This window comes from Marinitenerispora sediminis, assembly GCF_003336425.1.
In the GTDB taxonomy this organism is placed as follows: Bacteria; Actinomycetota; Actinomycetes; order Streptosporangiales; family Streptosporangiaceae; genus Marinitenerispora; species Marinitenerispora sediminis.
This window is the reverse complement of the sequence record NZ_QEIO01000060.1, coordinates 1-23,272: the sequence shown is the minus strand read 5'-3', so window position 1 is coordinate 23,272 and position 23,272 is coordinate 1. Positions and strand designations below refer to the sequence as shown.

16 protein-coding genes are annotated in these 23,272 nt (G+C 75.4%); 11 read left to right on the top strand and 5 right to left on the bottom strand.

Annotated elements, in window-relative coordinates; genetic code table 11:
- Positions 1–7 precede the first annotated feature (7 nt).
- The 3 genes from DEF28_RS13630 to DEF28_RS13620 all read left to right on the top strand — a co-directional run bounded on the left by DEF28_RS13630 (position 8) and on the right by DEF28_RS13620 (position 4,038).
- On the top strand, positions 8–922 hold the full coding sequence (locus DEF28_RS13630) for a 2-hydroxyacid dehydrogenase (protein ID WP_114398606.1): 915 nt from the start codon (positions 8–10) through the stop codon (positions 920–922).
- A 105-nt stretch (positions 923–1,027) separates the two neighbouring features.
- On the top strand, positions 1,028–2,734 hold the full coding sequence (locus tag DEF28_RS13625) for a bifunctional 3'-5' exonuclease/DNA polymerase (RefSeq protein ID WP_114398607.1): 1,707 nt from the start codon (positions 1,028–1,030) through the stop codon (positions 2,732–2,734).
- A 128-nt stretch (positions 2,735–2,862) separates the two neighbouring features.
- Positions 2,863–4,038 (top strand): C40 family peptidase, encoded by a 1,176-nt coding sequence (locus DEF28_RS13620; protein WP_233515284.1) that lies wholly within the window; start codon positions 2,863–2,865, stop codon positions 4,036–4,038.
- A 916-nt stretch (positions 4,039–4,954) separates the two neighbouring features.
- Here DEF28_RS13620 and DEF28_RS13615 read toward each other — a convergent pair.
- Positions 4,955–6,733 (bottom strand): gamma-glutamyltransferase family protein, encoded by a 1,779-nt coding sequence (locus DEF28_RS13615; RefSeq protein ID WP_114398609.1) that lies wholly within the window; start codon positions 6,731–6,733, stop codon positions 4,955–4,957.
- 307 nt (positions 6,734–7,040) lie between these two features.
- Between DEF28_RS13615 and DEF28_RS13610 the strand changes: the two genes are divergently transcribed.
- The 5 genes from DEF28_RS13610 (at position 7,041) to DEF28_RS13590 (ending at position 14,760) form a co-directional block, all read left to right on the top strand.
- A complete protein-coding gene (locus DEF28_RS13610) occupies positions 7,041–8,627 on the top strand; it encodes an ABC transporter substrate-binding protein (RefSeq protein WP_199493275.1) in 1,587 nt (528 codons plus the stop codon).
- A 134-nt stretch (positions 8,628–8,761) separates the two neighbouring features.
- On the top strand, positions 8,762–9,745 hold the full coding sequence (locus DEF28_RS13605) for an ABC transporter permease (RefSeq protein ID WP_114398611.1): 984 nt from the start codon (positions 8,762–8,764) through the stop codon (positions 9,743–9,745).
- Entirely contained in the window at positions 9,742–10,629 is an 888-nt protein-coding gene (locus tag DEF28_RS13600) for an ABC transporter permease (protein ID WP_114398612.1), read from the top strand. The genes DEF28_RS13605 and DEF28_RS13600 overlap by 4 nt, the downstream gene beginning before the upstream one ends.
- A complete protein-coding gene (locus DEF28_RS13595) occupies positions 10,626–12,329 on the top strand; it encodes an ABC transporter ATP-binding protein (protein ID WP_114398613.1) in 1,704 nt (567 codons plus the stop codon). The genes DEF28_RS13600 and DEF28_RS13595 overlap by 4 nt, the downstream gene beginning before the upstream one ends.
- A 1,216-nt stretch (positions 12,330–13,545) precedes the next feature.
- Positions 13,546–14,760 carry a fumarylacetoacetate hydrolase family protein gene (locus tag DEF28_RS13590; RefSeq protein ID WP_114398614.1) on the top strand — a complete coding sequence of 405 codons (1,215 nt, stop codon included), beginning with the start codon at positions 13,546–13,548 and terminating at the stop codon, positions 14,758–14,760.
- A gap of 46 nt (positions 14,761–14,806) precedes the next feature.
- On the opposite strand, the gene DEF28_RS27285 is transcribed toward DEF28_RS13590, so the two are convergent.
- Together DEF28_RS27285 and DEF28_RS27545 are read right to left on the bottom strand one after the other, a co-directional pair.
- Complete coding sequence (locus DEF28_RS27285) at positions 14,807–16,051, bottom strand: hypothetical protein (RefSeq protein ID WP_147281064.1); 1,245 nt, start codon at positions 16,049–16,051, stop codon at positions 14,807–14,809.
- Between the two features lie 137 nt (positions 16,052–16,188).
- Entirely contained in the window at positions 16,189–16,350 is a 162-nt protein-coding gene (locus tag DEF28_RS27545) for a hypothetical protein (RefSeq protein ID WP_158562820.1), read from the bottom strand.
- Here DEF28_RS27545 and DEF28_RS13575 point away from each other — a divergent pair.
- Positions 16,349–17,266: a glycerophosphodiester phosphodiesterase gene (locus tag DEF28_RS13575; RefSeq protein ID WP_114398616.1), complete on the top strand. Its 918-nt coding sequence runs from the start codon at positions 16,349–16,351 to the stop codon at positions 17,264–17,266. The two genes, DEF28_RS27545 and DEF28_RS13575, sit on opposite strands and share 2 nt — an antisense overlap.
- Positions 17,267–17,338: 72 nt before the next feature.
- On the opposite strand, the gene DEF28_RS13570 is transcribed toward DEF28_RS13575, so the two are convergent.
- A complete protein-coding gene (locus tag DEF28_RS13570) occupies positions 17,339–18,943 on the bottom strand; it encodes a beta-N-acetylhexosaminidase (protein WP_114398617.1) in 1,605 nt (534 codons plus the stop codon).
- The gene (locus DEF28_RS13565) at positions 18,940–19,848 is read right to left on the bottom strand and encodes an Lrp/AsnC family transcriptional regulator (RefSeq protein WP_114398618.1); all 909 of its coding nucleotides are present in this window, start codon (positions 19,846–19,848) and stop codon (positions 18,940–18,942) included. Before DEF28_RS13565 ends, DEF28_RS13570 begins: the two co-directional genes overlap by 4 nt.
- A gap of 272 nt (positions 19,849–20,120) precedes the next feature.
- Between DEF28_RS13565 and DEF28_RS13560 the strand changes: the two genes are divergently transcribed.
- Together DEF28_RS13560 and DEF28_RS13555 are read left to right on the top strand one after the other, a co-directional pair.
- On the top strand, positions 20,121–21,095 hold the full coding sequence (locus tag DEF28_RS13560; protein ID WP_158562818.1) for an NAD(P)-dependent oxidoreductase: 975 nt from the start codon (positions 20,121–20,123) through the stop codon (positions 21,093–21,095).
- 677 nt (positions 21,096–21,772) lie between these two features.
- A complete protein-coding gene (locus DEF28_RS13555) occupies positions 21,773–23,245 on the top strand; it encodes a fused MFS/spermidine synthase (protein WP_114398620.1) in 1,473 nt (490 codons plus the stop codon).
- The last annotated feature ends 27 nt before the right edge of the window (positions 23,246–23,272 follow it).

Here is a 23,272-nt window from a genome sequence, read left to right as displayed (position 1 = left end):
GGGCGGCGTGGACGGACGGGTGCTCGTACCGTGGGAGCAGAACCGGGCGAACGCCCCGGCCGGACTGCGCGTGGACGTCTACGACGGTGACGCGCCGCCGCCCGGAGACCTGTCCGACGTGGTGCTGTACGTGCTCCCCTACGGGCGCCGGCACGCCGCCGACCTGCTGCCCCGGATGCCGCGGCTGCGGGCCGCCCAGCTCCTCACCGCCGGATACGAGCACGTACTCGACGTGCTTCCCGACGGCGCGGCGCTGCACAACGGCCGCGGACTGCACGACGCCAGCACCGCCGAGCACGCCCTGGCGCTGATCCTCGCCGCCCAGCGGGAACTGCCCCGGTGGGCCGACGACCAGCGCCGCCGGGTGTGGCGGCCGCACTACACCCGCTCGCTGGCCGACGCGCGGGTGCTCATCGTCGGCTACGGCAGCATCGGCGCGGCGATCGAGGACCGGCTGCGCCCCTTCGAGGCCGAAGCCGTCCGAGTGGCCCGCCGGCCGCGCCCCGACCAAGAGGTGCACGGCATCGCCGACCTGCACGGCCTGCTCCCCGAGGCCGACATCGTGGTGGTCGTCGCGCCGCACACGCCCGAGACGACGGGCCTCATCGGGGCCACGGAGCTCGCCCTGCTCCGCGACGACGCCCTGGTGGTCAACGTCGGTCGCGGCCCCGTGCTCGACACCGGCGCCCTGCTCGCCGAGAAGGGCCGGATCCGCGCGGCACTGGACGTCACCGACCCCGAGCCGCTGCCCGCCGACCATCCGCTCTGGACGGCCCCCGGCGTGTTCGTGACGCCGCATGTCGCCGGCGGCTCGGCGACGTTCTACCCGCGCGCCCGGCGGTTCGTCGACGAGCAGCTGCGGCGGTGGGCCGCGGGCGAGCCGCTCGCCAACCCGGTGCGCCTCGACACGGTCGGCGGCTGACACCCCCTCCGGTCAGCCGCGCGGTTCCGGCGGACGCCCCGGCGTTTCGGCTGACCTTGCGCGGTGAACAGGCGTTTTGTCACTGTGCACGGGCACACTGGTGGTATGCGCATCGCTGTGGTCTCCGACGGAGAGGGCGGGGGGCGGCTCCGTGAACTCGGGGCTGACGGCGTGTCCCAGGGCAGCCTCTGGCGGGTCAGCGACCTCGCCGGCGCGGTGGCCGACTACGAGAAGCACTCCGCCGAGCCGCCCCGGTGGATCTGGGCGGCCACCGACGAGGTCTACCCGCCGCTGATCGAGCACGCCCTGCGCATCAGCCGCTGCCACGACGTCACCCTCGTCGAGGCGCTGCTGCTCGGCTACCACGGCCGGTTCGGCGAGGCGCGGTCGCTGGGGGCCGCGTGGGCGCGGCTGCACGGCCGCGATGTCCCGGCCGACCTCGCGGCGCCCCAGACCTCGGCCGGGATCGACGTCCAGGAGGCGCTGTTCGAGCCCGACCGCAGCACGCTGCCGCCCGACGTCGACCGGCTCACCGCGCTCGTCGAGGTGCACGCCGACCAGCAGCGCCGCATCGCCGAGCTCCCCGCCCCCGACCGGTTCGCGCTGCTCGCCGCGGTGGAGTCCGCCGGCGCGCTCGCGGCGATCGAGATGGCCCACGACGGCATCCCGTGGCGGATGGACGTCCACGACCAGCTGCTCAGCGAGCAGCTGGGCGCGCGGCCGCCCGGCGGCATGCGGCCGCCAGTGCTCGCCGACCTCGCCGAGCGGATCTCCGCCGAGTTCGGGCGGCCGGTCAACCCCGACTCCCCGCCGCAGCTCATGAAGGCGTTCGCCGCGATCGGGCATCCGGTCCCCTCCACCCGCTCGCACGACCTACGGCAGGTGGACCACGCGGTGGTGCCGCTGCTGCTCCGCTACAAGGAGCTCGCCCGGCTGCACTCGGCGCACGGCTGGGCCTGGCTGGACACCTGGGTGCGGCACGGCCGGTTCCGGCCCGACTACGTGGTCGGTGGCGTGGTCTCGGGCCGGTGGGCGACGCGCGGCGGCGGCGCGCTGCAGATCCCCAAGGTGGTGCGGCGCGCGGTCCGCGCCGACCCCGACTGGACCCTGGTCACCGCCGACGCCGGCCAGCTGGAGCCGCGCATCCTCGCCGCGGTCTCCGGCGACCGCGCGCTCGCCGCGGCGGCCGGCAGCGAGGACCTCTACGCGAGACTGGCGCCCCTCTTCAACGGCGACCGCGAACGCGCCAAGATCGGGCTGCTGGCCGCCATGTACGGCCAGACCTCGGGCGACGCCGCCCCGCTGCTGCGCACCATGCGGCGCAACTTCCCGACGGCCCTGGCCTACGTGGACGCCGCCGCCCGCGCCGGCGAGCAGGGGGAGCTGGTCCGGTCGTGGCTGGGACGCACCTGCCCGCCGCCCTCGCCGACGTGGCGGCGCATCGTCTACGGCGACCCCGCGGCCGAGACCGCCCCCGCCGCCGGCGGTACCCCGGACGGCGCCCGGCTGGCGCGCGAGCGCGGCCGGTTCACCCGCAACTTCGTCATCCAGGCCACCGCGGCGGAGTGGGCGCTGGTGTTCATGGCGGCGGTCCGGCGCCGGCTCCGCGAGCTCGACACCGCCCACGGAGCCCCGCAGCTCGTGTTCTTCCAGCACGACGAGCTGGTCCTGCACGTCCCCTGCTCGCTCGCCGCCGCCGCCGTGGAGGTGCTGACCGCGTCCGCGGAGGAGACCCGCCGGCTGCTGTTCGAGAGCACGGAGGTGCGGTTCCCGCTGGACATCTCCGTGGTGCGCTGCTACGCCGACGCCTGACGGTGCTGGCCGGTGCGCCCGACGTCCGCCAATTGTTGGCTGTTAACGCCGGGTTCGCTTGAAACACGGGGGCTTTGCCCCGATGCTGGTACCCGGTCGACTCCGGTCCGGCGAAGGTGAGGTAGGCGGTGCGGCATCGTCTGACGGCGTGCGGTACGTCCATGGTCGTCGCGGTGGCGTTCGGAGCGCTGGGGGCGGGCCCCGCCTGGGCGGACCCCACCCCCCGGGTGGCGGACCGGCCGCCGGTCTCCCACCAGGGGCCGTCCGCCCGGCCCTCCGGCGAGTCGCCCGGAGACGGCGCCTCCCCCGAGGTCGCCGACCCGGATGCGCTCTCCGGCGACGTCGACGTCGCGCCGTTCCGCGCGGCGCTCTCGCGGGAGTACTTCGCGGTGGCGCCCACCACGCTGCCGCGGCGCACCCTCCAGCGCATCGCGGACCTCGACGGGGTGGCGGCCGTGGAGGTCGTCGACGCGGCCCGGGTCACCATCGACGGCGAGCCCACGTCGGTGCTCGGCGTGGACCCCTCGACGTTCCGCAACTACGCTCCGGCGCCCTCGGCGCGCTCCGACGAGATCTGGCAGGGGGTCGCCGAGGGGCGCATCGCGCTGTCCAACGACGTCGGCAAGCAGCGCGACCTCGACGTGGGCAGCACCGTCACGGTGGCCGGCGGCCGCGGCGAGGTGGACAAGGAGGTGTGGACGCACGCCACCTCCGGGGTGGCCGGCATCGACGGCCTCGTCTCGCGTTCGGCGGCGCGGGAGCTCGGCTTCCCGCGCGGCAACGGCGTCATCATCTCCGCGCCCGACGCCGACCTCTGGGAGCTGCGCGACCGGCTCCAGGAGGTCCTCGGCGACGACGCGGGCCTCCAGCTGCTCGCCGAGGATCCGGAGCCGCGGCCCAGCGACGCCGAGGGCGACCCGGTCGCCGACTCCGCCATCGAGGAGATGATCGCCGCCGCGGAGTCCCGGCTCGGCCTGCCCTACGTGTGGGGTGCCGAGGGCCCGGACTCCTTCGACTGCTCGGGTCTCGTGCAGTGGGCGTTCGCCGAGGCCGGGGTCGCGGTGCCGCGGGTGACGCACGACCAGTGGTGGGCCGGCGAGCACGTCGACTTCGCCGACGCCCGGCGCGGCGACCTGATCTTCTGGCGGACCGACCCGACCGCCCCCGACTACATCTCGCACGTGGCGATCTACCTGGGCGACGGCATGATGCTGGAGGCCCCGCGCTCCGGCGACGTGGTCAAGGTGACCGAGGTCCGCACGGACCGGATGGCCGGCGTGGTGCGGGTCCGCATCGCCGACTGAGCGGCGCCGGCCGCCGGCGCGCCGCAGGGCGTCCGGCGGCGGCCCCGAGCACTCGCCGCGACTCCATGTCACCGCCGGGGTGCTGACCGCCGTGCGGGTCCGCGCGGCCCCCGGGGTGCGTGTTGTGCGGATCCGCGCTGATCGCTGCCCCGCTCGGCCGATCCGGCCGGGGAGCGGCCGGGCACCCCGCCGGGCAGCTCCCGGACGCTTGGCGGCTGGTGCGCTCCGGCGCATGGCCGGGCTCGGGGCGCCGGCGGCCGGCTGGCACCGCGGAAGGGCGCCGGAGCGCCGGATGACGGGCGAGGGGGCCGCGCCGCGCCGGCGTGGCCCCCTCTGTCTCCTGGCCCGGGCCGACCGGGAGGGGATGGCCGGCTCGGCAGGAGAGGGGAGCAGGGTGCCTCACTGAGGGAGGGGGTGTCAGTGAACACGGCCCTGCGTGGGGCTATTCGGTTATCGCGCGGCGTCCTGGAGAATGGAACGGCGATTTCTTTCGCGTCAAGATAAGCAGCGAGCGGTTCTTTTGGCAAGGGGAGTATCGAGAACCAGCTACATCCGGGTATCTGGCTCGATACAGCACGAAATGGCGGTTTATTGCCGCAAAACCACCACGATTTCCCTCGCTCACGGAGTACGGCGGCTCACCGGCCGTGTCCGCGCCACCTCCTGGTCAGCGTCCCGTGCGGTGCCTCCCGTGGGGGTCGCGAGGCCGTCCGCTGGCGGACGGGTCTCCGGGCGTCCGGAGCTCCTGTGCGGACGACGGCGCTGCGGAAGCAGTGATTTGCGAAGAATGTCGATTTGTGTGGCGAATGCGGGTGATACGCCACTGATCGCGGTCTTCGTCGGGTATTTCGGGGTGCCGGGGCCCGTCGTCGGACGGCCGGACCGGGCCCGCCCCGGCCGTCCGAGGTCCGGACCGCTACCGCCCGACGGCGTAACCCTGCATCCCGCGCGGGTTGGCGGCGGCCCGCAGCACCCCCGACTCGGGGTCCCGGGCGACCGCCGAGAGCCGTCCCAGCGACCACGCCTCCGAGACCACGACCCGGTGGCCGCGCCGGCGCAGTTCTGCCACGGCCTCCGCGCCGATCCGGTCCTCGACCACGAGCTCGCCAAGCGCGGTCTCGCGGGGGTGGAAGGAGCTGGGGAACGCGTTTGTGTGGAACATCGGCGCGTCGACGGCCTCCTGCAGGTTCATCCCGCCGTGCACGAGGCGCAGGAAGTAGGTGAGCGACCACTGGTCCTGCTGGTCGCCGCCCGGGGTGCCCAGGGCGATGACGGCCTCGTCGCCGCGGGTCACCAGCGTCGGGGTCAGGGTGGTGCGCGGGCGCTTGCCCGGCGCCACCACGCTGGGGCTGGCGGGGTCCAGCCAGAACATCTGCCCCCGCGTACCCAGCGGGAACCCCAGGGCCGGGATCACGGGCGAGCTCGCCAGCCAGCCGCCGCTCGGCGTGGCCGAGACCATGTTGCCGTGCGCGTCCACGATGTCGAGGTGGCAGGTGTCGCCGCGCTGCTCGCCGGCGCGGTCCACCGTGGGCTCGCCCCCGGTGCGGGCGTCCAGCTCGGTGCTGCCGACCGGCCGCAGCTCGGGCAGGTACGGGTCGCGCCCGTCCGGGGACCCCGGCCGCAGGTCGAGCGAGGCGTGCCCGTCCACCAGGGCGGCCCGCTGCGCGGCGTACTCCGCGGACAGCAGCGCCGCCAGCGGGACGTCGGTGAAGTCGGGGTCGCCGTACCAGGCCTCGCGGTCGGCGAAGGCGAGCTTGGCGGCCTCGGCGACGAGGTGCGTGAACTCCGCCGACAGCACGTCGGCCCCGCGCGTGCCCAGTGCCTCGGCCAGCCGCAGCTGCTGGAGGAACACCGGCCCCTGGCCCCACGGGCCGGTCTTGTGCACGGTGTGGCCGGCGTAGTCGATGCTCACCGGTTCCTCGTAGCGGGCCCGCCAGCCGGCGAGGTCGTCGCCGGTGAGCAGGGCGCGGTGCGCGGCCCCGGTGCCGTCGGGGATCTCGGCGGCGAGGAAGTCGACGATGGCCTCGGCGACGAAGCCCTCCCGCCAGAACCGCCGCGCGGCGTCGATCTGGCCCTCGCGGGTGCGCGCGGCGCGCTCCGCCTCGTCCACGATCCGCTGGTAGGTGTCGGCCAGCGCCGGGTTGGTCTGCAGGGAGTCGGCGGACGGGGCGGCGCCGCCGCGCAGGTAGAGCGCGGCGGAGGACGGCCACAGGGTCGCGAACACCTCGCGCACCGAGTCGATCTTGGCGGTGATCTGCGGGACCAGCGGGTAGCCGCGCCGCGCGTAGTGGATCGCGGCCGCCAGCACCTCCCGCAGCGGCATCGTGCCGTGGTCGCGCAGCAGCAGCAGCCACGCGTCGAAAGCGCCGGGGACGCAGGCCGGCAGCACCCCGCTGCCCGGGATCCGGTCCACCCCCGTGAACGCCTCCGGGGTGGCGGCGGCCGGCGCCGGCCCCTGGCCGCACAGCACGGTGGGGCTGCCTCCGGCGGCCTGGAAGATGATCGGCACCTCACCGCCGGGGCCGTTGAGGTGCGGCTCGACCACCTGGAGGGTGAACCCGGTGGCCACGGCGGCGTCGAAGGCGTTGCCGCCGCGCTCCAGGACGGCCATCCCGGCGGCGCTGGCCAGCCAGTGCGTGGACGCCACCATGCCGACGTTGCCGCGGAGCTCCGGCCGGGTGGTGAAGTTGGGCATGGGGGGACAGCCTCCAGGTCTGCGGTGCCAGAGCGATGAATGGGGTCTTTGGTGCCACGTTACCTTTTTATGACTTTTGTGAACACTGTATGCCATAGCCCAAACACGCGGTAGCGTTCCGGACCACCGAACGGGTGAGCTCGGCCACCGGCCCGGCGCCATGCCGGTCTCCGGGGCCACTGGGGGTGATGCGGGCGTGAGGCGTGTGCCGATGTCGCCGCGCGCGACGAGGAGACCGGGGCGGCGCCGGAACCGGGGGCGGCCGCGCGCCGGCGCGCCGGCGGCGGCCCTGGCGGTGGTGCTGGCGGTGGCCGCCGCGACCGGCTGCGCTCCGCTGGTCGACCCGCAACGGGCGGCGGACGAGGAGCGCAGCGTCGTCTCCGCGCCCGTCGAGCGGGGCGGGGAGCTCGTGATCGGCCTGGAGAGCGAGCCCGACGTGCTCGACCCCACGCTGGCCAGCACCCTGGTCGGCCGCCAAGTGTTCGCCGGCATGTGCGAGAAGCTGTACGACACCGACGCAGACCTGGAGGTCGTGCCGCAGCTCGCCGCCGAGCTGCCCGAGATCTCCGCCGACGGCCTGACCGTCACCATCCCCCTGCGCGAGGGCCTGCGGTTCAACGACGGCACCGAGTTCGACGCGGCGGCGGTGAAGACCAGCCTGGACCGGCACCGCGAACTCCCGGGATCGGTCCGCTCCACCGAACTCGAACCGGTCGAGCGGGTGGCGGCGGTCGACGCCCGCACTGTGCGGCTGGAGCTGTCCCGGCCCTACGCGCCGCTGGCCGCGGTCCTCGCCGACCGCGCCGGCATGATCCTCTCACCCGCCCGGCTCGACGAACTGGGCGACGACTTCGGCCGGGACCCGGTGTGCGTCGGCCCGTTCCGGTTCGTGGAGCGGGTAGCCCAGGACCGCATCGTCCTGGAGCGCAGCGACGACTACTACGCCGCCGACGAGGTCCCGCTGGACCGCCTCGTCTACCGGGCGATCCCCGACGACACCATCCGGCTGGCCAACCTCCGCTCCGGCCAGCTCGACGTCATGACCGAGGTGGGCCCCGACGACGTCGCCACCGTGTCCAACGAGGACGGCCTGGTGCTGCTCAACCAGCCGTCCGTCCAGTACATGGGCATCTCGGTCAACATCGCCAACGCCGACGGGGTCGGCGAGCCGGCCCGCCCGGCCGAGGGAGCCCTCGCCGAGGACGCGCGGCTGCGTGAGGCGTTCGCCCTCTCCCTGGACCGGGCGACCGTCAACGAGGTCGTGTTCAGCGGCCTCTACCAGCCGGCGTGCGGTCCGATCCCGCCGAGCAGCGCCTTCGCCACCGACAGCACCCAGGAGTGCCCGCCGTTCGATCCCGACCGGGCGCGGGAGCTCGTCGCGCAGACCGGTGCCGCCACTCCAGTCCCGGTGGAGCTGATGGTCCCGAACGATCCGATCAACCTCCGGCTCGGCCAGGTGGTGCAGGCCATGGCGGCGGAGACCGGCTTCTCGGTGCGGTTGCGGCCCACCGAGTTCGCGTCCTCGATCGACGCCGCCCGCGCCGGGGACTTCGAGGCCTACGTCTCGGGCTGGTCGGGCCGGCCCGACCCCGACGGCAACATCGCGCAGTTCTACCTCACCGGCGGCGCGCAGAACTACAGCGGCCACTCCACCGAGGAGACCGACGCGCTGATCCGCGCGGCCGCCGCCGAGACCGACCCGGAGCGCCGTACCGAGCGCTACGCGGACCTGGTCCCGCGGCTGCGCGACTTCAACAGCGTCATCTACCTGTACCGCAACCGCATCTACGCCGCACACGACGCCGATGTCGCCGGCGTGACCGTGTACCCCGACGGGATCGTCCGCATCCGCACCGCGGGCTACGTGGCGGGGGGAGCCTCCCGTGGCGAGTGAACGGGAGGAGGAGCCTCCGGTGGCGTGTGAACGGGGAGTGGCCTCCCCGGTGGCGAGTGAACGGAAGGCGGCCCCTCCCATGGCCGGTGCTGGGAAGCCCATGGCGGGCGCAGAGCAGAAGGGGCGGTGAACCGATGGGACGCTACCTGCTCGGCCGGCTGGCGCAGTCGGTGCTCACGCTGCTCCTCGTCTCGGTGGTCGTCTTCGCCGGCGTCCGCGCCATGCCCGGAGATCCAGCCCTGCTGCTCGCGGGCGACGATCCGGACCCGGCGACCGTGGCCGGGATCCGCGAACGCCTCGGCCTCGACCAGCCGCTGCCGGTCCAGTACCTGCTGTGGCTGGCCCGGATGGCACGACTCGACTTCGGCGAGTCCGTGCGCACCGGGCTGCCGGTCGCGGACACCATCTGGACCCGGATCCCGGTCACCCTGGAGCTGGCCGCGCTCAGCCTGCTCGTCGCCGCGCTGATCGGCATCGCCACCGGGGTGGTGGCGGCCGTGCGCCAGGGCCGGCCCGCCGACTGGGCGGCCAACTCCGCCGCCCTGCTGGGTATGTCGATTCCCAACTTCTGGATGGGGCTGATGGGCGTGCTGCTGTTCGCGGTCGTCCTCGGGTGGCTGCCGGCGTCGGGGTTCGTACCGTTGACCGAGTCGCCGGCCGGCAACCTCGCCAGCATGGTGATGCCCGCGACCGTGCTCGGCACCGGGCTGGCGGCGGTCATCATGCGCCAGACCCGCTCCTCCATGATCGAGGTGCTCGGCGCCGACTACGTCCGCACCGCCCGCGCCAAGGGAATGCCGCCGCACCGCGTGGTGCTGGTGCACGCGCTGCGCAACAGCCTGATCACCGTGCTGACCATCCTCGGTCTGCAGCTCGGCGGACTCATCTCCGGGGCGGTGGTCACCGAGCAGATCTTCGTGCTGCCGGGCTTCGGCCGGCTCATGGTCGAGTCGGTCTTCACCCGTGACTTCCCGGTCATCCAGGCCGCGGTCATGGTGACCGCCGCCGGATACATCCTGGTCAACCTGGCGGTGGACCTCCTCTACTCGGTGGTCGACCCGCGTATCCGCGTGCGGTCCGCCCCGAGCGGCCGCGGAGCGGAAAGAGGTGCGCGATGAGCGTGGACGCGACGGGTGCGCCGGTGGCCGGTGGCCCGCTGCCGGCCGTCCGGGGCCGGGCGGTGCGGCGGCTGCTGCGGGATCCGGCCGGCCTCGCCGGCCTGGTCCTGGTAGCGGGTTTCACGGCCGCCGCGCTGCTGGCCCCGGTGCTGGCACCCCAGGACCCGGCCGCCGTGGACTTCGAGCAGGTCATGGGGCGGCCGGCGCCGTCCGCTCCGCTCGGCACCGACGAGCTCGGCCGCGACCAGCTCTCGCGGGTGCTCTACGGCCTGCGCTCCTCGCTCACCGTGGCGGCGCTCGCGGTGCTGCTGGCGGTGGTCGTCGCCGTGCCGCTGGGGTTGCTGGCCGGCTACTACCGGCGCTGGGTCGACCCGGTCGTCTCACGGCTCACCGACGTGCTCCTGGCGTTCCCGTTCCTGGTGCTCGCCGTCGGGCTGGCGGCCATCCTCGGACCGTCGCTGCTCAACGCGGCGATCGCGGTCGGAGTCGCCCAGATCCCCACCGTGATCCGGGTGATGCGCGCCGAGACCCTGCGGCTGTCAGCCGAGAGCTTCGTGGACGGCGCGATCGCCGCCGGCGCCGGCGACGCCGCGGTGCTCGCCCGGCACGTGCTGCCCAACGCGGCCAACGCGCTGCTGGTCCAGGTCACCGTGGGGATCCCGGCGGCTGTCATCGGCGAGGCCATGCTGTCCTTCCTGGGGCTGGGGGTGCAGCCGCCCACGCCGTCGCTGGGTGTCATGCTGTCCAGCGCCCAACCGTTCTTCGCCCAGGCGCCGTGGCTGGTGGTGTTCCCCGGGCTGGTGATCGTGGCGGTCACGCTCGCCTTCAACCTGCTCGGCGACGCCCTGCGCGACGCCCTCGACCCGAAGGGAGTCCGGCGATGACCACGACCCGCCCGAGTGAGGGGGACGGCGCCGCCGCGCCGGGACCGGACGCTCCGGTGCTGCGCTTCACCGACGTCTCCGTCCGGTTCGCCACCGGAGGCGGCGAGGTGCGTGCCACCTCCGGGATCACCTTCGACGTCCGCCCGGCCGAGGTGGTCGCCGTGGTCGGGGAGTCGGGGTCCGGCAAGAGCGTCAGCGCGCTCTCCTCGATCGGGCTGCTGCCGCGCACGGGACGGGTCGACGGGTCGATCACCCTGGACGGCCGCGAGCTGCTCGACCTGGACGAGCGGCGGATGCGGTCGGTGCGCGGCAACGATGTCGCCGTCGTCTTCCAGGAGCCGATGACCGCCCTGAACCCGGTGTTCACGGTCGGCTGGCAGCTGGCCGAGGTGCTGCGGCGGCACCTCGGCATGACCCGTCCGGCCGCCCGCGACCGGGCCCGGGAGCTGCTGGAGCTTGTCGGGATCCCCGACGCCCGGCGCGCGCTGCGCGCCTACCCGCACCAGCTTTCCGGCGGGCAGCGGCAGCGGGTGGTCATCGCCATGGCGGTCGCCTGCGACCCGAAGGTGCTCATCGCGGACGAGCCGACCACCGCGCTCGACGTCACGGTGCAGGCCGAGATCCTCGACCTGCTGCGCGACCTGCGGGACCGGCTGCGCACCGCCATCGTGCTCATCACGCACGACATGGGCGTGGTGGCGGACCTCGCGGACCGCGTCGTGGTCATGTACCGGGGGGAGATCGTGGAGCAGGGCGACGTGCGGCAGGTCCTCACCGAGCCCCGGCACCCCTACACCGCCCGGCTGCTCGCGGCCGTCCCGCACCTCGGCCGCGCCGCCGGGCGGGCTCCCGACCGGGCCCGCCCGGCGGCCGGACCGGAGCGGGACGGTGCGCAAGCGGACCCGCCGGCCGCCCTGGAGCTGCGCGACCTGGTGGTCGAGTACGGCGCCGTGCGGGCGGTCAGGGGCGTCTCGCTGCGGGTCGACCCCGGCGAGGTCCTCGGCCTGGTGGGGGAGTCCGGGTCCGGCAAGTCCACTGTGGGGCGGTGCGCCGCGGCCCTGCAGCACCCGACGTCGGGCACCGTCCACATAGCGGGGCGCGACGTCACAGGCCTGCCGGCCCGCCGGCTCCGCCCGCTGCGCCGCGACTTCAGCATCGTCTTCCAGGACCCTGCCTCCTCCCTGGACCCGCGCATGACCGTCGGTGACTCCGTCGCCGAGCCGCTGCGTATGCACCGGGTGTGCCGAGGCCGGGCGCTGGCCGGCCGGGTCGCGGAGCTGCTGGACAGCGTGGCGCTGGGGGCGGGCATGCGCGACCGCTATCCGCACGAGCTGTCCGGCGGGCAGCGGCAGCGGGTGAGTATCGCGCGCGCCCTGGCCCTCGAACCCCGGCTGCTCATCGCCGACGAGCCCACGAGCGCGCTCGACGTGTCCGTGCAGGCCGAGATCCTCGACCTCTTCCTCGACCTCCAGCGGCGGCTCGGATTCGGCTGCCTGTTCATCAGCCACGACCTCGCGGTGGTCGAACTGCTGGCCGACCGCGTCGCGGTGATGCGCGGCGGCGAGATCGTGGAGTCCGGCCCGGCGTCGCGGGTCCTCGGCGAACCGGACCACCCCTACACCCGGGCCCTGCTCGCCGCCGCCCCGGTGCCCGACCCCGACCGGCAACGGGCCCGGAGGCTCGCACGGGCGGCGGGGTAGCCGGGCGGCGAGGGCGGCGCCGGCCCGCACGGCCCGCGCCGGTGGTGCCGCGGCCCGGGTGCTGATGCGCGGCTCGCACGGCCGGTGCGGGGCCGGTGGCGGGCGCCGGCGATCCGGCCGGTGCGGCCACGGGACTCGCCGCGTCGGCATGGCGTGCGAAGAGCGAGACCGCGGGGAACACTGCCCGGAGCACGGACCGGCTGGCCCCGCACCGCGAGGCCCGGGTTCGCCCCTCCACCGGTGTACTGCCGCCGGTCGCAGCGGGTACGGGGACCGGCCCGGAGAATCCGGTGGTTGGTTCGTAGTCGGCGCCCGCCACGTGCTTCCGGAGCGGCCCGGCCGCGGCCGTCGGACCGGCGGCGCCGGGGTCCGATGGTGCGCGGCGTCCGCCGAACGAGCCGGGACAGGGCCTTTCCGGCCCCGCGGGCTTCGACGTCCGGACGGCCGCCCCCCTGCCGTGGCGGACCCGGCCGCGGGCGCCTTCGCCGCCGGCTGCGGTGTGTCATCCCGCATCGGAACGGGCGGACGGGCGTCGCCCGCGGCGGCTTCCTCGCTCCCGATGCGGGTGGGGCGCGCGGTGCGCCGGTCGGGCACGACCTCGGCGCGGCCTGCGGGGACGGGCCGGCGAGGCGGAGGTGCTCGATACGCGCGGGGGCCGGCCACGGGCGTTCGGACCGCGCCCGGGCCGTGCCCCGGCGCGCAGGCTCGGGGCGGCGCGCCGCCGGGCGCGGTCCGGTCCGTGCCCCCGCCTGGGAACGCAGGGCAGCGGTTGGAGTCCGCGGAGCGCGGCCAGCGAGGGCGTCAGGAGCGGCCGCCACGTCCGTGTCCTCGGCACCTTCGCGGCGTCCGCGGGCGGTCGCGCCGCCTCTGCCCGACGATCGGGGACGCCGGCGGTCCGGGACGGCTTCCCCCAGCGGTCCGACCGCCGGGCGGCCCGCCAGCGGCTGGGCAGGTGCCGAGCCCGCGATTCGGGGTAGGGGCGGCCTCGGGCCGGTACCGGCGCTGGTCGGGCCGGCCGCCCCCGACCACCGTCCGCCGAACCGGAGGCGCCTGAGATGCCGCACCGCCCGCCCGCAGCACCGCCGCTCCGAGGATCCGGCCGGCCGCCCGCGGACCGGCCGCCGCTCCCGCCCGCACGCGGCGGGAGCCCCGGTCCGCGTGCTGCCAGAAGCGGCGTCGACCCGCAGGCGCTGCGGCGGGCGAGGGGAGGGCCCACGTGACCGGCGGCCGCGCTGCCCCCGCCGAGGACGGCGGGTTCGGCACCGACAACCTCCCCTACGGGGTCTTCGAGCGCCCCGGTGAGCCGCCGCGCGTCGGGGTGCGCGTCGGCGACCACGTCCTGGACCTGGCCGGAGTGTCCGGCGACCCCGTGTTCGCCGCGGACAGCCTGAACCCCTTCATGGCACGCGGGCCCGCGGCCTGGCGCGCGGCACGGGCGAAGGTCGCCGGGCTGCTCCACTCCGAGAGCGGACGTGCGGCCACCGGCCCGCATCTCGTCCCCCTCGAATCGGCCGTCCTGCGGCCGCCGTTCCAGGTCGCCGACTACGCCGTGTTCCGCGCCTCCGCCGAGCACGCGGCCGACGTCGAGCGCGCCCGCCGGCCGGAGGTCCAGGAGCCGGAGCCGCTGCCCCCCGGCTGGCCGCACCGGCCGCTGGGGCGGCACGGCCGGGCCGGATCCGTGCTGCTCTCGGGCAGTGACGTCCCCCGCCCGGTGGGGCAGCGCCGGGCGCCGGACGGCGGCGCCCCGCTGTTCGGACCGAGTGAGCGGCTGGACGTCGAGGCGGGGCTCGGGTTCGTGGTGGGCTGCGGGACGTCGCTCGGCCGGCCGGCGCCGATCTCGGAGTTCGCCGAACACGTCTTCGGCGTCGTGCTGCTCAACGACTGGACCGCCCGCGACATCCTCGACTGGGAGGAGGAGCCGCTCGGCCCCTTCCAGGGCATGTCGTTCGCCACCTCGATGTCGCCGTGGGTGGTCCCGCTGGACGCGCTGGGGGCGGCGCGCCGCGCGGGGCGCGCGCAGCGGCCGGCGCCGCCGGAGCGGCTGCGGCGCAACGCGGACTGGGGACTGGACGTCACCCTGGAGCTGCGGGTGAACGGCACCGCCGTCTCGCGGCCGCCGTGCGCGGAGCTGTACTGGACCGGGGACCAGCTGCTCGCCCACCTGACCGCCAACGGCGCGGCGCTGCGCACCGGCGACCTGTACGGGTCGGGCGCGGTGTCCGGCGCGCGGCGGGACCAGCGGGGGTCGCTGCTGGGGCGCACCGGGGACGGCGCGGAGCCGGTGGCGCTCGCCGACGGGACCTCGCGGGGCTACCTGGCGGACGGCGACACCGTGACCGTGACCGGGACCGCCCGCGGCATGGGCGGCGCGGCGATCAGCCTCGGCGAGGTCACCGGCACCGTCCGGCCGCCGGTGCCGCGGCGCCCCTGAAGCGGGGCGGGGGATCCGCCGTGAGCGGATCCCCCGCGGCCGTGCGTCAGGACCAGGGCAGGCGCGTCCCCGGGCCCGGTTCCCCGCCGGCCCCGCCGGTGGACCGCGCCGCCCCCGTGCCGGCCGGCGGGTCCGCGGCCGCGGCGGTACCTGCGTTCTCGGTCTCCCCCTCGACCCGCACCATGCCGAGCACCTGCTCCACCAGCGGCGGCGGGGCCAGCGTGACGACGAGGTCGTCGACCTGCTCGGCGGGAACACCGAGCCGTTCCGCGCACAGCGCGACCGCGTCCGTCCGGGCCGCGTCGCCGTGCCCCGGGAGCCGTTCCGCCGGAGCCGCTCCCGGGTCGGCCGCCGCGGCGGATTCCGGGGCGACGTCGACCGCCCCGCCGCCGCCTGGCGCGGTGACATGCGCCACGAGGCAGCGCCGGGCGGCTGCGGCCGCGCCGTTCGGCGCGGTGCCGGCCGACTCCGCCGCCGTACGCGCCGCCGGGTCCGCCTCGGGGGCCGCCGGCTGCTCCGCCGGCTGCGGTGCGGGCGCCTGCTCCACCGGTGGCGCCGCGGGTGACTGCGCTGCCGCCGGTTGAGGAGCGGGTTGCTCGGTCGGCGGCGCGTCCGCGGCCGGCCCGGTCGGCCGGGGTGCGCTCTGGGTTCCCTGCTCCGGAGCCGGGGCGGCGGGTTCCGGCGCGGGCTGGGCCGGTGCGGTGTCGGGAGCGGGTTCGACTGGCTCTGCGGGAGCCTCCGGCCGGGGCAGCAGGGTGAGCGGCCAGAAGTCCGGGAGCTCGACCGCGGTGCGCTGCGGCCGCACACCGGCGCCCATCGCGGTCAGCTCCTCGCTCCGCCACGTCTCGGGGCGCAGGAACACGCCCACCGCGACGCCCGGGTCCTCCAGCCAGAACAGCTCACCGGTTGCCCGGGAAAGGTAAGCAATGCGTCCATTGTTGTCCACGGCTTCCAGCGCCGCCGGATCGAGGTGCGGGAATTCGGCGGCCCGGAACTGCTCCACGTCGGCCATGCCAGCGTGCCGCAGCACCGACACCCTGGCGAGCACCTCGCCGGCGTCCGCTTTCCAGGAGACCTGCGAGACCCGGTTGCCGTCGTCGTCCGACGCCGACCGCGCGGCGATCCCGAGCCGGTCCAGCCCCGGCGGGAGGTAGCCGACGTCGAAGCCGTCCAGCCCGTAGGACACCGCCGCCTGCTGCAACCCCGGTGCGGCGGAGGGCGGGTCCTCCGCCGCCAGTACCGCCGGCGCCCCGAACGCCGTCGTTCCGGCCACCGCCGCGGCACCGGTCATCGCGATCCACCCTGTGTACCGCTTGCGCATGTGAGACCTCTCGTGCGACGAATGACTACATAGAGTGTTCTTAGTCGTACGGAGTGCGGTCGTAACCGGCGTCACCACCAAGAAAAGCGCAGTAAGTCACCAAAAACTCACAACTCGTAGTCGGAGTCGCCGCGGAGGGCGCCGTCATCCCCTTCGCGGGCGGAGTTCGCCGCGGCGGCAGCGATGCCTCGCCCGCTCGACACCTCGCGGTAACCGAGCGAGCTGAGCCTGGGACGGTCAGTGAGGCTGACCTCTGATGGGAGTGCCATGTTGAAACGGCTGGGGTTCGTCGCGGCGACGCTCACCTTCGCCCTCGTGGCGGGCGGGGGAGCGGCCGCGGCCGCTCCCGCGTCCACCGCCGACCGGGACGCCGTCCGCTCCGGCGGCGATCGCACCGCGATCACGGCCGTCGCCCACCGCGGCGCCTCGGCCTACGCGCCGGAGAACACGCTCGCCGCCATCGAGGAGGCGGACGCGCGCGGCGCCCGGACCGTCGAGGTGGACGTCCAGCGCACCAAGGACGGCCACCTGGTGCTGATGCACGACACCACCCTCACCCGCACCACCAACGTCACGTCCGTCTACCCCGGCCGCGCCTCCTACCGCGTCGCCGACTTCACGCTCGCCGAGATCCGCCGCCTGGACGCCGGCTCCTGGTTCGACCGGGCCTACCGCCGCGAGCGCGTCCCCACCCTCCAGGAGGGCCTCGACACCCTCCGCCGGCACCGCCTCAACCTGATGCTGGAGCTGAAGTCCCCCGAGCTGTACCCCGGGATCGAGGCCCAGGTCGCCGACACCTTCCGACGCAACCCGCGCTGGCTGGTCCCGGCCGCGCAGGGCCGTGAGCCGCGGCTCATCATCCAGAGCTTCAACTGGGAGTCCGCCCGGATCTCCCACGACCTGCTGCCCGACGTCCCGCACGGCCTGCTCGGTGTGGTGCCCCGCGACCAGATCCCGGCCTACGCCGACTGGGCCGACCAGATCAACCCGAGCCACACGCGGATCGACGCCGGCTACGTGGACGCGGTGCACGCCGAAGGCCTGCAGGTCTTCGTCTACACCGTCAACGAGCCGGCCGCCATGCGCACGGCCATCGCCAACGGGGTCGACGGCATCATCTCCGACTACCCCGACGTCCTGCTGAAGGTCATCGCCGAGGAGACCGCCGCGCGCGGCGCCGCGTGACCCCGGCGGGCCGCGCCCGCCCCGGTCACCGTGCCGGGCGGCGCCGCCCGGCACGGTGACCGCGCCGCCGGCTCAGCGCCGCCCGGGTACGCCCGGGCGGCGCTGCCACGGCCGGGGCCCGTCCATGGGGCGGTACTCGACCCCCAGCGCGTCCAACCGCTCCAGGTGCGCCTCCAACCGGGGCCGGAACCGCGCGTAGTCGCGCGCGCCGTGCGACCACACCACCTCGGCGAAGGCGGGCAGCCGGGGGAACACCATGTAGTCGACCGCTCGGGGCGAGTCCATGTGCTCCGTCCACACGTTCACCTGGGCGCCGAGCACGTGCGCGGCCTCCTCCGGGGTCAGCTCGGGCGGGACGGGCTCGGCGGCGTAGACGTCCGCCGCGCCCAGCACGTGGCCGACCGGGATCGGCTCCTCGTCCGACGCCGACTGCCGGTAGTCCAGGTAGGCCGTGCTCGTGGGGCACATGACGACGTCGTGGCCGGCGCGGGCCGCCGCCACACCGCCCTCGGTGCCCCGCCACGAGGCGACCGTCGCCCCCGGGGCCAGGCCGCCCTCCAGGATCTCGTCCCAGCCCAGCAGCCGGCGGCCCCGCGCGGTGAGGTGCGCGTCGAGCTGCCGGATGAACCAGCTCTGCAGCTCCTCCTCGTCGGCCAGCCCCTCCTCGCGCATCCGCCGCCGCGCGGTCTCGCTGGCGCGCCACTGGGTTTTGGGGCACTCGTCGCCGCCCACGCAGATGTACTCGCTCGGGAACAGCTCCATGACCTCGTCGAAGACGTCGCGGTAGAAGTCCAGCGTGGCGTCGCTGACGTTCAGGACGTGCTCGATGATGCCCCATTCGCGGCCGACCTCCAGCTCCCCGCTCTCCCCGAGCCAGGGGTAGGCGGCGATGGCGGCCTGGGAGTGGCCGGGGACGTCGATCTCGGGGACCACGGTGATGTGCCGGGCCGCCGCGTAACCGACGATCTCCCGGATGTCGTCCTGGGTGTAGAAGCCGCCGTGCGGCCGGCCGTCGAACCTCGCCGCCGGGCCCGCGCCCACCTGGCTCTCCCGCCGCCACGATCCCACCTCGGTGAGGCGGGGGTAGCGCCCGATCTCCAGACGCCAGCCCTGGTCGTCGGTCAGGTGCAGGTGCAGCACGTTCAGCTTGTGCATCGCCAGCAGGTCGATGAACCTGAGCACCTGGTGCTTGGGCAGGAAGTGCCGGGCGACGTCGAGCAGGCACCCGCGCCACCGGAACCGCGGGCGGTCCTGGATCTCCAGCCGCGGCAGCTCCCACACGGGCGCGGCCAGCGGCGCGCGCCGGTAGGCGGCCGGCGGCAGCAGCTGGCGCAGGGTCTGGGCGCCGTAGAAGACTCCGGCCGGGTCGTGGCCGGTGACGTGCGCGGCCCGGCCGTCGACGCGCAGCCGGTAGCCCTCGGGGCCCAGCCCCGCGGCGGCGTCGACGGCGAGGACGATCCGGGGCGGCGGCTCCCCCGGGAGGGCACCGGAGGCGGGCGGCGGCAGCGGCCAGCCGGTGGCGGCGCCGAGCTCCGTGCGCAGCCAGGCGGCGGTGCCGGCGGAGGCGGCGTCCGCCGCGATCTCGGTCGCGGCCGACAGCGTGAGCGCGGCACCGCCGTGGAAGGCGGCCTCCGCGGGGCGGGGCAGCAGCGCGGGGCGGGCGGAGGTCTCGGTCATCGCGTCCCCACCGGGATCTCGTACCGCTCCTTGACCAGGTCGGTGTGCACCCAGGTCTCGGTGATCCGCACCCCGGAGACCGCCCGCAGGCGCTCGAAGGTGCTGTGCAGGTCCGGCAGCGACTCCGCGGTGACGATGCCGACCCCGTCGGCGCGGCCGAGTCCGCGCGTCAGGTGGCTGATCCGCCGCCAGGACGCGATCTCGGTCAGCGCCTCGCCGCCGCCCCGCTCCAGCCGGAGGGCGAAGCCGCCGAGCCGCCCCAGGCCCAGGGCGACGGGGTGCACCAGCGCCGTGACGCGCACCACGGCGGCCTCCATCAGCCGCAGCACCCGCCCGCGGACCGCTCCGGGGGACAGCCCCACCGCGCCCGCCATGTCGGCGAACGAGGTCCGGCCGTCGCGTTCGAGCAGTTCGAGCAGCTGGGTGTCGATCTTGTCGAGCTCGATCCCCGGCGGATGCGGCGGTCCGTGGTAGGGGTCCTTGACGACCTCGGTCGCGAAGATCGCGTTGACGTCGCGCACGCCCGGTATCGCGCGCACCTCGGCGATGCCGCGGGACAGTGCCGGGGGATCGGCGGCGCACACTTCGGCGACGAGCGGGAACGGGCCGGCGACCAGGCTGACCGTCGTCACCCGGGGAAGGGCGGCGATGGCGGCCGCCACCGGTGCGGCGCGTCCGGTGGCGTCGATCGAGAGGTGCGCCAGTGCGCCGATGTCCCGTGCCGCGGGGTGCGCCACCCCGACCACCCGGATCGCGTCCGTCTCCAGCAGCCGGCGCACCCGGAGCCGGGTCGCGGCCCGGGAGAGCCCGACCCTCCCGGCGAGTGTCTCGAAGGCCAACCGGCCGTCTTTCTGCAGTTCCCGCACGATCGCCGCGTCTGTGGCGTCGAGATCCAGCCCGCGCACTCGGTTCACCTGTTCTGGTTGGGGGATGTCGCCCAATTGTGCCCACGGGCCGCAATCCTCCGGAAGGAGTCATTCGCGGACCGGACCCGCAATGTCACCTTTGGTGATGTGACGCAGGTCGCAAAGTGCCGCTCTTTACCAGCGAATGCCCTGGTCGTGGCAATCCCGCGCACCATGTCCAAGATGGCCGGTTTCGGCCCACTGTTGTCGCGGCCTACCAAAGGGTAGTTTTCAGGATTACCGACTCATGGTTGACCTTTGGGAGGTGGCTCGTGACTGATCCGTACGTGGTCATCACGGACACCGGACGCCTCGACCCGGGCCCCGCGGTGGAGCTGCTGACCAGCGAGGGCTGCGGAGTCCGGGTGCTCGGCACGACGGATTCGGAGCGCATCGCCGCCGAGGCCGCCGACGCGACCGCGCTCGTCGTCCACGACGCCGAGATCGACGCCGGGCTGCTGGAGCGGCTGCCCCGCCTCCGACTCGTCGTGACCATGGCCGCCGACGCGTGCAACGTCGACCTCCCGGCCGCCGAGCGGCGCGGGCTGTGGATCGCCCGGGTACCCCAGCAGGTGGCGGTCGACCAGGTGGCGCACCATGCGCTGGCACTCGCGCTGGCCCAGCTGAGGCGCGCCGCCGCGGCGCTGCCGGGCCACCTCCCCGGAGCCCGCCGCCCCTGCGACCTCACCCTCGGCCTGTACGGCCTGGATCCCGTCGCGCGCCGGCTCGCCCAGCTCGCCGCCCCGCTCTTCGCCCGGGTCGTCGGCGGTGACCTCGCGGGCGGGTCGTGGCCGCCCGGCGTGGAGGCGCTCGCCCCGCGCGAGGTACTGGCCGTCAGCGACGTCGTCTCCCTGCACCTCCCGCTCACCGCGGAGACCGCGGGCGTCATCGACGCCGCCGCCATCGCCGGCATGCGCGACGGCGCCGTCCTAGTGAACACGGGCAGCCACCTCCTCGCCGACCGCGCCGACCTGCTGACCGCACTGCACTCCGGCAAGCTCGCCGGAGTCGCCACCGGCCCCATCCCGGCGCTGGAGCCGCACGCCCGGGAGAAGTGCCCGCTGCGCAGCCACCCCGCCGTGCTCATCTCCCCGCACCGGCCGGCCAGCCCCGCCCCGCACACCGCCGACCTCCTCGTCCGCGTGGCCCGCAACGTCACCAGCTGGCGGGACCGCGGCATCCCCCTCGACCCCGTCGCGCGCCCCGGCGCCGGCCACTCGCCGCAGGAACTCGCGCTCAGCGGCTGAGGCGCTGCCAGAGGAGTGCTGGACCGGTTGGCCCCTGGCGAAGGGCGGGACCGGGTGCGTGAGGACCGCCCCCGACGCCCGGCCGGGCGCGCCCCCCAGCGGACGCCGACACTGAGCGCGGCGGTCTGGACGCGACGGCTCGGCCGCGCGCCGGTCCAGCGGTGCCCGGTCGCCCCGGCCGCTGACCAGCACACCGATCCACGGTCAACGGTCCACGGTCAACGGATCCAGGGCTTATCTGACAGGAGACCGCCGCCCCGCACGGTCGCGGTGCCCTGCGCCCGTGGCCCAAGGGCTCCCCGTGCCGCCATATCCGGGCGCGTGCCGCGCGGCCGGACCACCGCGGTGCTGCCCCAGCGCCGCGACGCGGCCGGACGTCCGCCGCGCGCTGCGCCGGGCTGGCGAACCGCGGCGAGGCGCGTGCCGCTGACCAGTCCCGCCCTTGACCACGCGTCCCGCGGCCCGGCGGACCGCCAGCACGGGTCCGCCGCCCGTCCGCGCCCACCAGCAGGCGGGAGCACGGCCGGAAAGGGCGACTTGGCGGAGCGGCCGCCGGACCGGGCCAGCCGGGCCGGCACCCGGTCGGCCGGAAGCCGGGCCCGCCGCACGGGTCCGCAGGCCGGCCCCGGGCGGCCTCTGGCGCCGCCGGCGTGCGGCCACCGCTACGCTCGGGATCCGTGAACCGGTTCCTCGCCACGGTCCTCGTCGTCCTCTCCTCCGCCGTCGTCCTCGTCCTGGAGGTCACGGTCACCCGGCTCGCCGCGCCCTACGCCGGGGACACCCTGGAGACCTACACCGCCGCCATCGGGGTGGCCCTGGCGGCGATCGCGCTCGGCAGCAAGCTCGGCGGCGACGCCGCGGACCGCCTGCCGCCGGCCCGGCTGCTGGGGCCGCTGCTGATCCTCGGCGGCGGGCTGACCATGCTCGCCCGGCCCGTCGTGCTCGTCCTCGGCCCGCCCCTCACCGGCGCGGGGCCCATTACCGCCCTGGTGCTGGTGACGGCGAGCATCGCTGTCCCGGCCGCCCTGCTGTCGGCGGTCACCCCGGTGGTCATCAAGACCCAGCTGGCCGACCTCGACCAGACCGGCAGCATCGTCGGCCGGATCAGCGCGTGGGGGACGGTCGGCGCACTCGCCGGGACGTTCCTGACCGGCTACGTCCTCATCGCCGCGCTGCCGGTGTCCGCCGTGCTGCTCGTCACCGGTGGCGCGCTCGTGCTGGCGGGAGCGCTGTTCCTGCTCCGCCACGGCTTGCCGCGCGGCCGCCGCGCGACGGCCGCCATGGCCGCCGTGCCGCTCCTGGGCGCCGGCCTGCTCGTCGGGACCCCGTCGCCGTGCGACGCCGAGACCGCCTACTACTGCGCGCGGGTGGCCCCCGACCCCGAGCGCCCGACCGGGCGGGTGCTGTTCCTGGACGACCTGCGGCACGGCTACGTGGACACCGCCGACCCCGCCCACCTGGAGTTCGCCTACACCCAGTGGTTCGGCGCGGCCATCGACACGCTCGCCGCCGACCGCCCGCTGGAGACACTGCACGTGGGCGGCGGCGCGTTCACCATGCCCGGGTGGCTCGCCGAGACCCGCCCCGGATCCACCAGCGAGGTGCTGGAGGTCGACCCCGCCGTCACCGATCTCGCCCGCGCCGAGCTGGGGCTGCGCACCGGGCCCGCGCTCACCGTGCGCGAGGGCGATGCCCGCATCGGCATCACCGAGGCCGCCACGGACGGCTACGACGTGGTCGTCGGTGACGCGTTCGGCGGGCTGAGCGTCCCCTGGCACCTGGCCACCGCCGAGTTCACCGCCGAGATCGACCGGGCGCTGCGCGACGACGGTCTCTACGTCGTCAACGTGATCGACCGCGGCCCCCGCGACTTCCTCGCCGCCGAGGTGGCCACGATCGCCACCGTGTTCGACGAGGTGGCGGTGGTCGCCGACCGCGGCGGGTTCGACGACGAGGTCGGCGGCAACCACGTCATCGTGGCCGCGCACCGCCCCCTCGACACCGGCGCGCTGCGCGCCGCGGTCGCGGACCTGGCCGAGCCGGGAGAGGTCGCCGACCCTGAGCGCGTGGCGGCGTGGACCGAGCGCGGTCGGGTCCTCACCGACGACCACGCGCCGGTCGACCAGCTGCTCACGCCCTACCTCACCTGACGGGCGTCCCCGCCCGCCCCCGACACG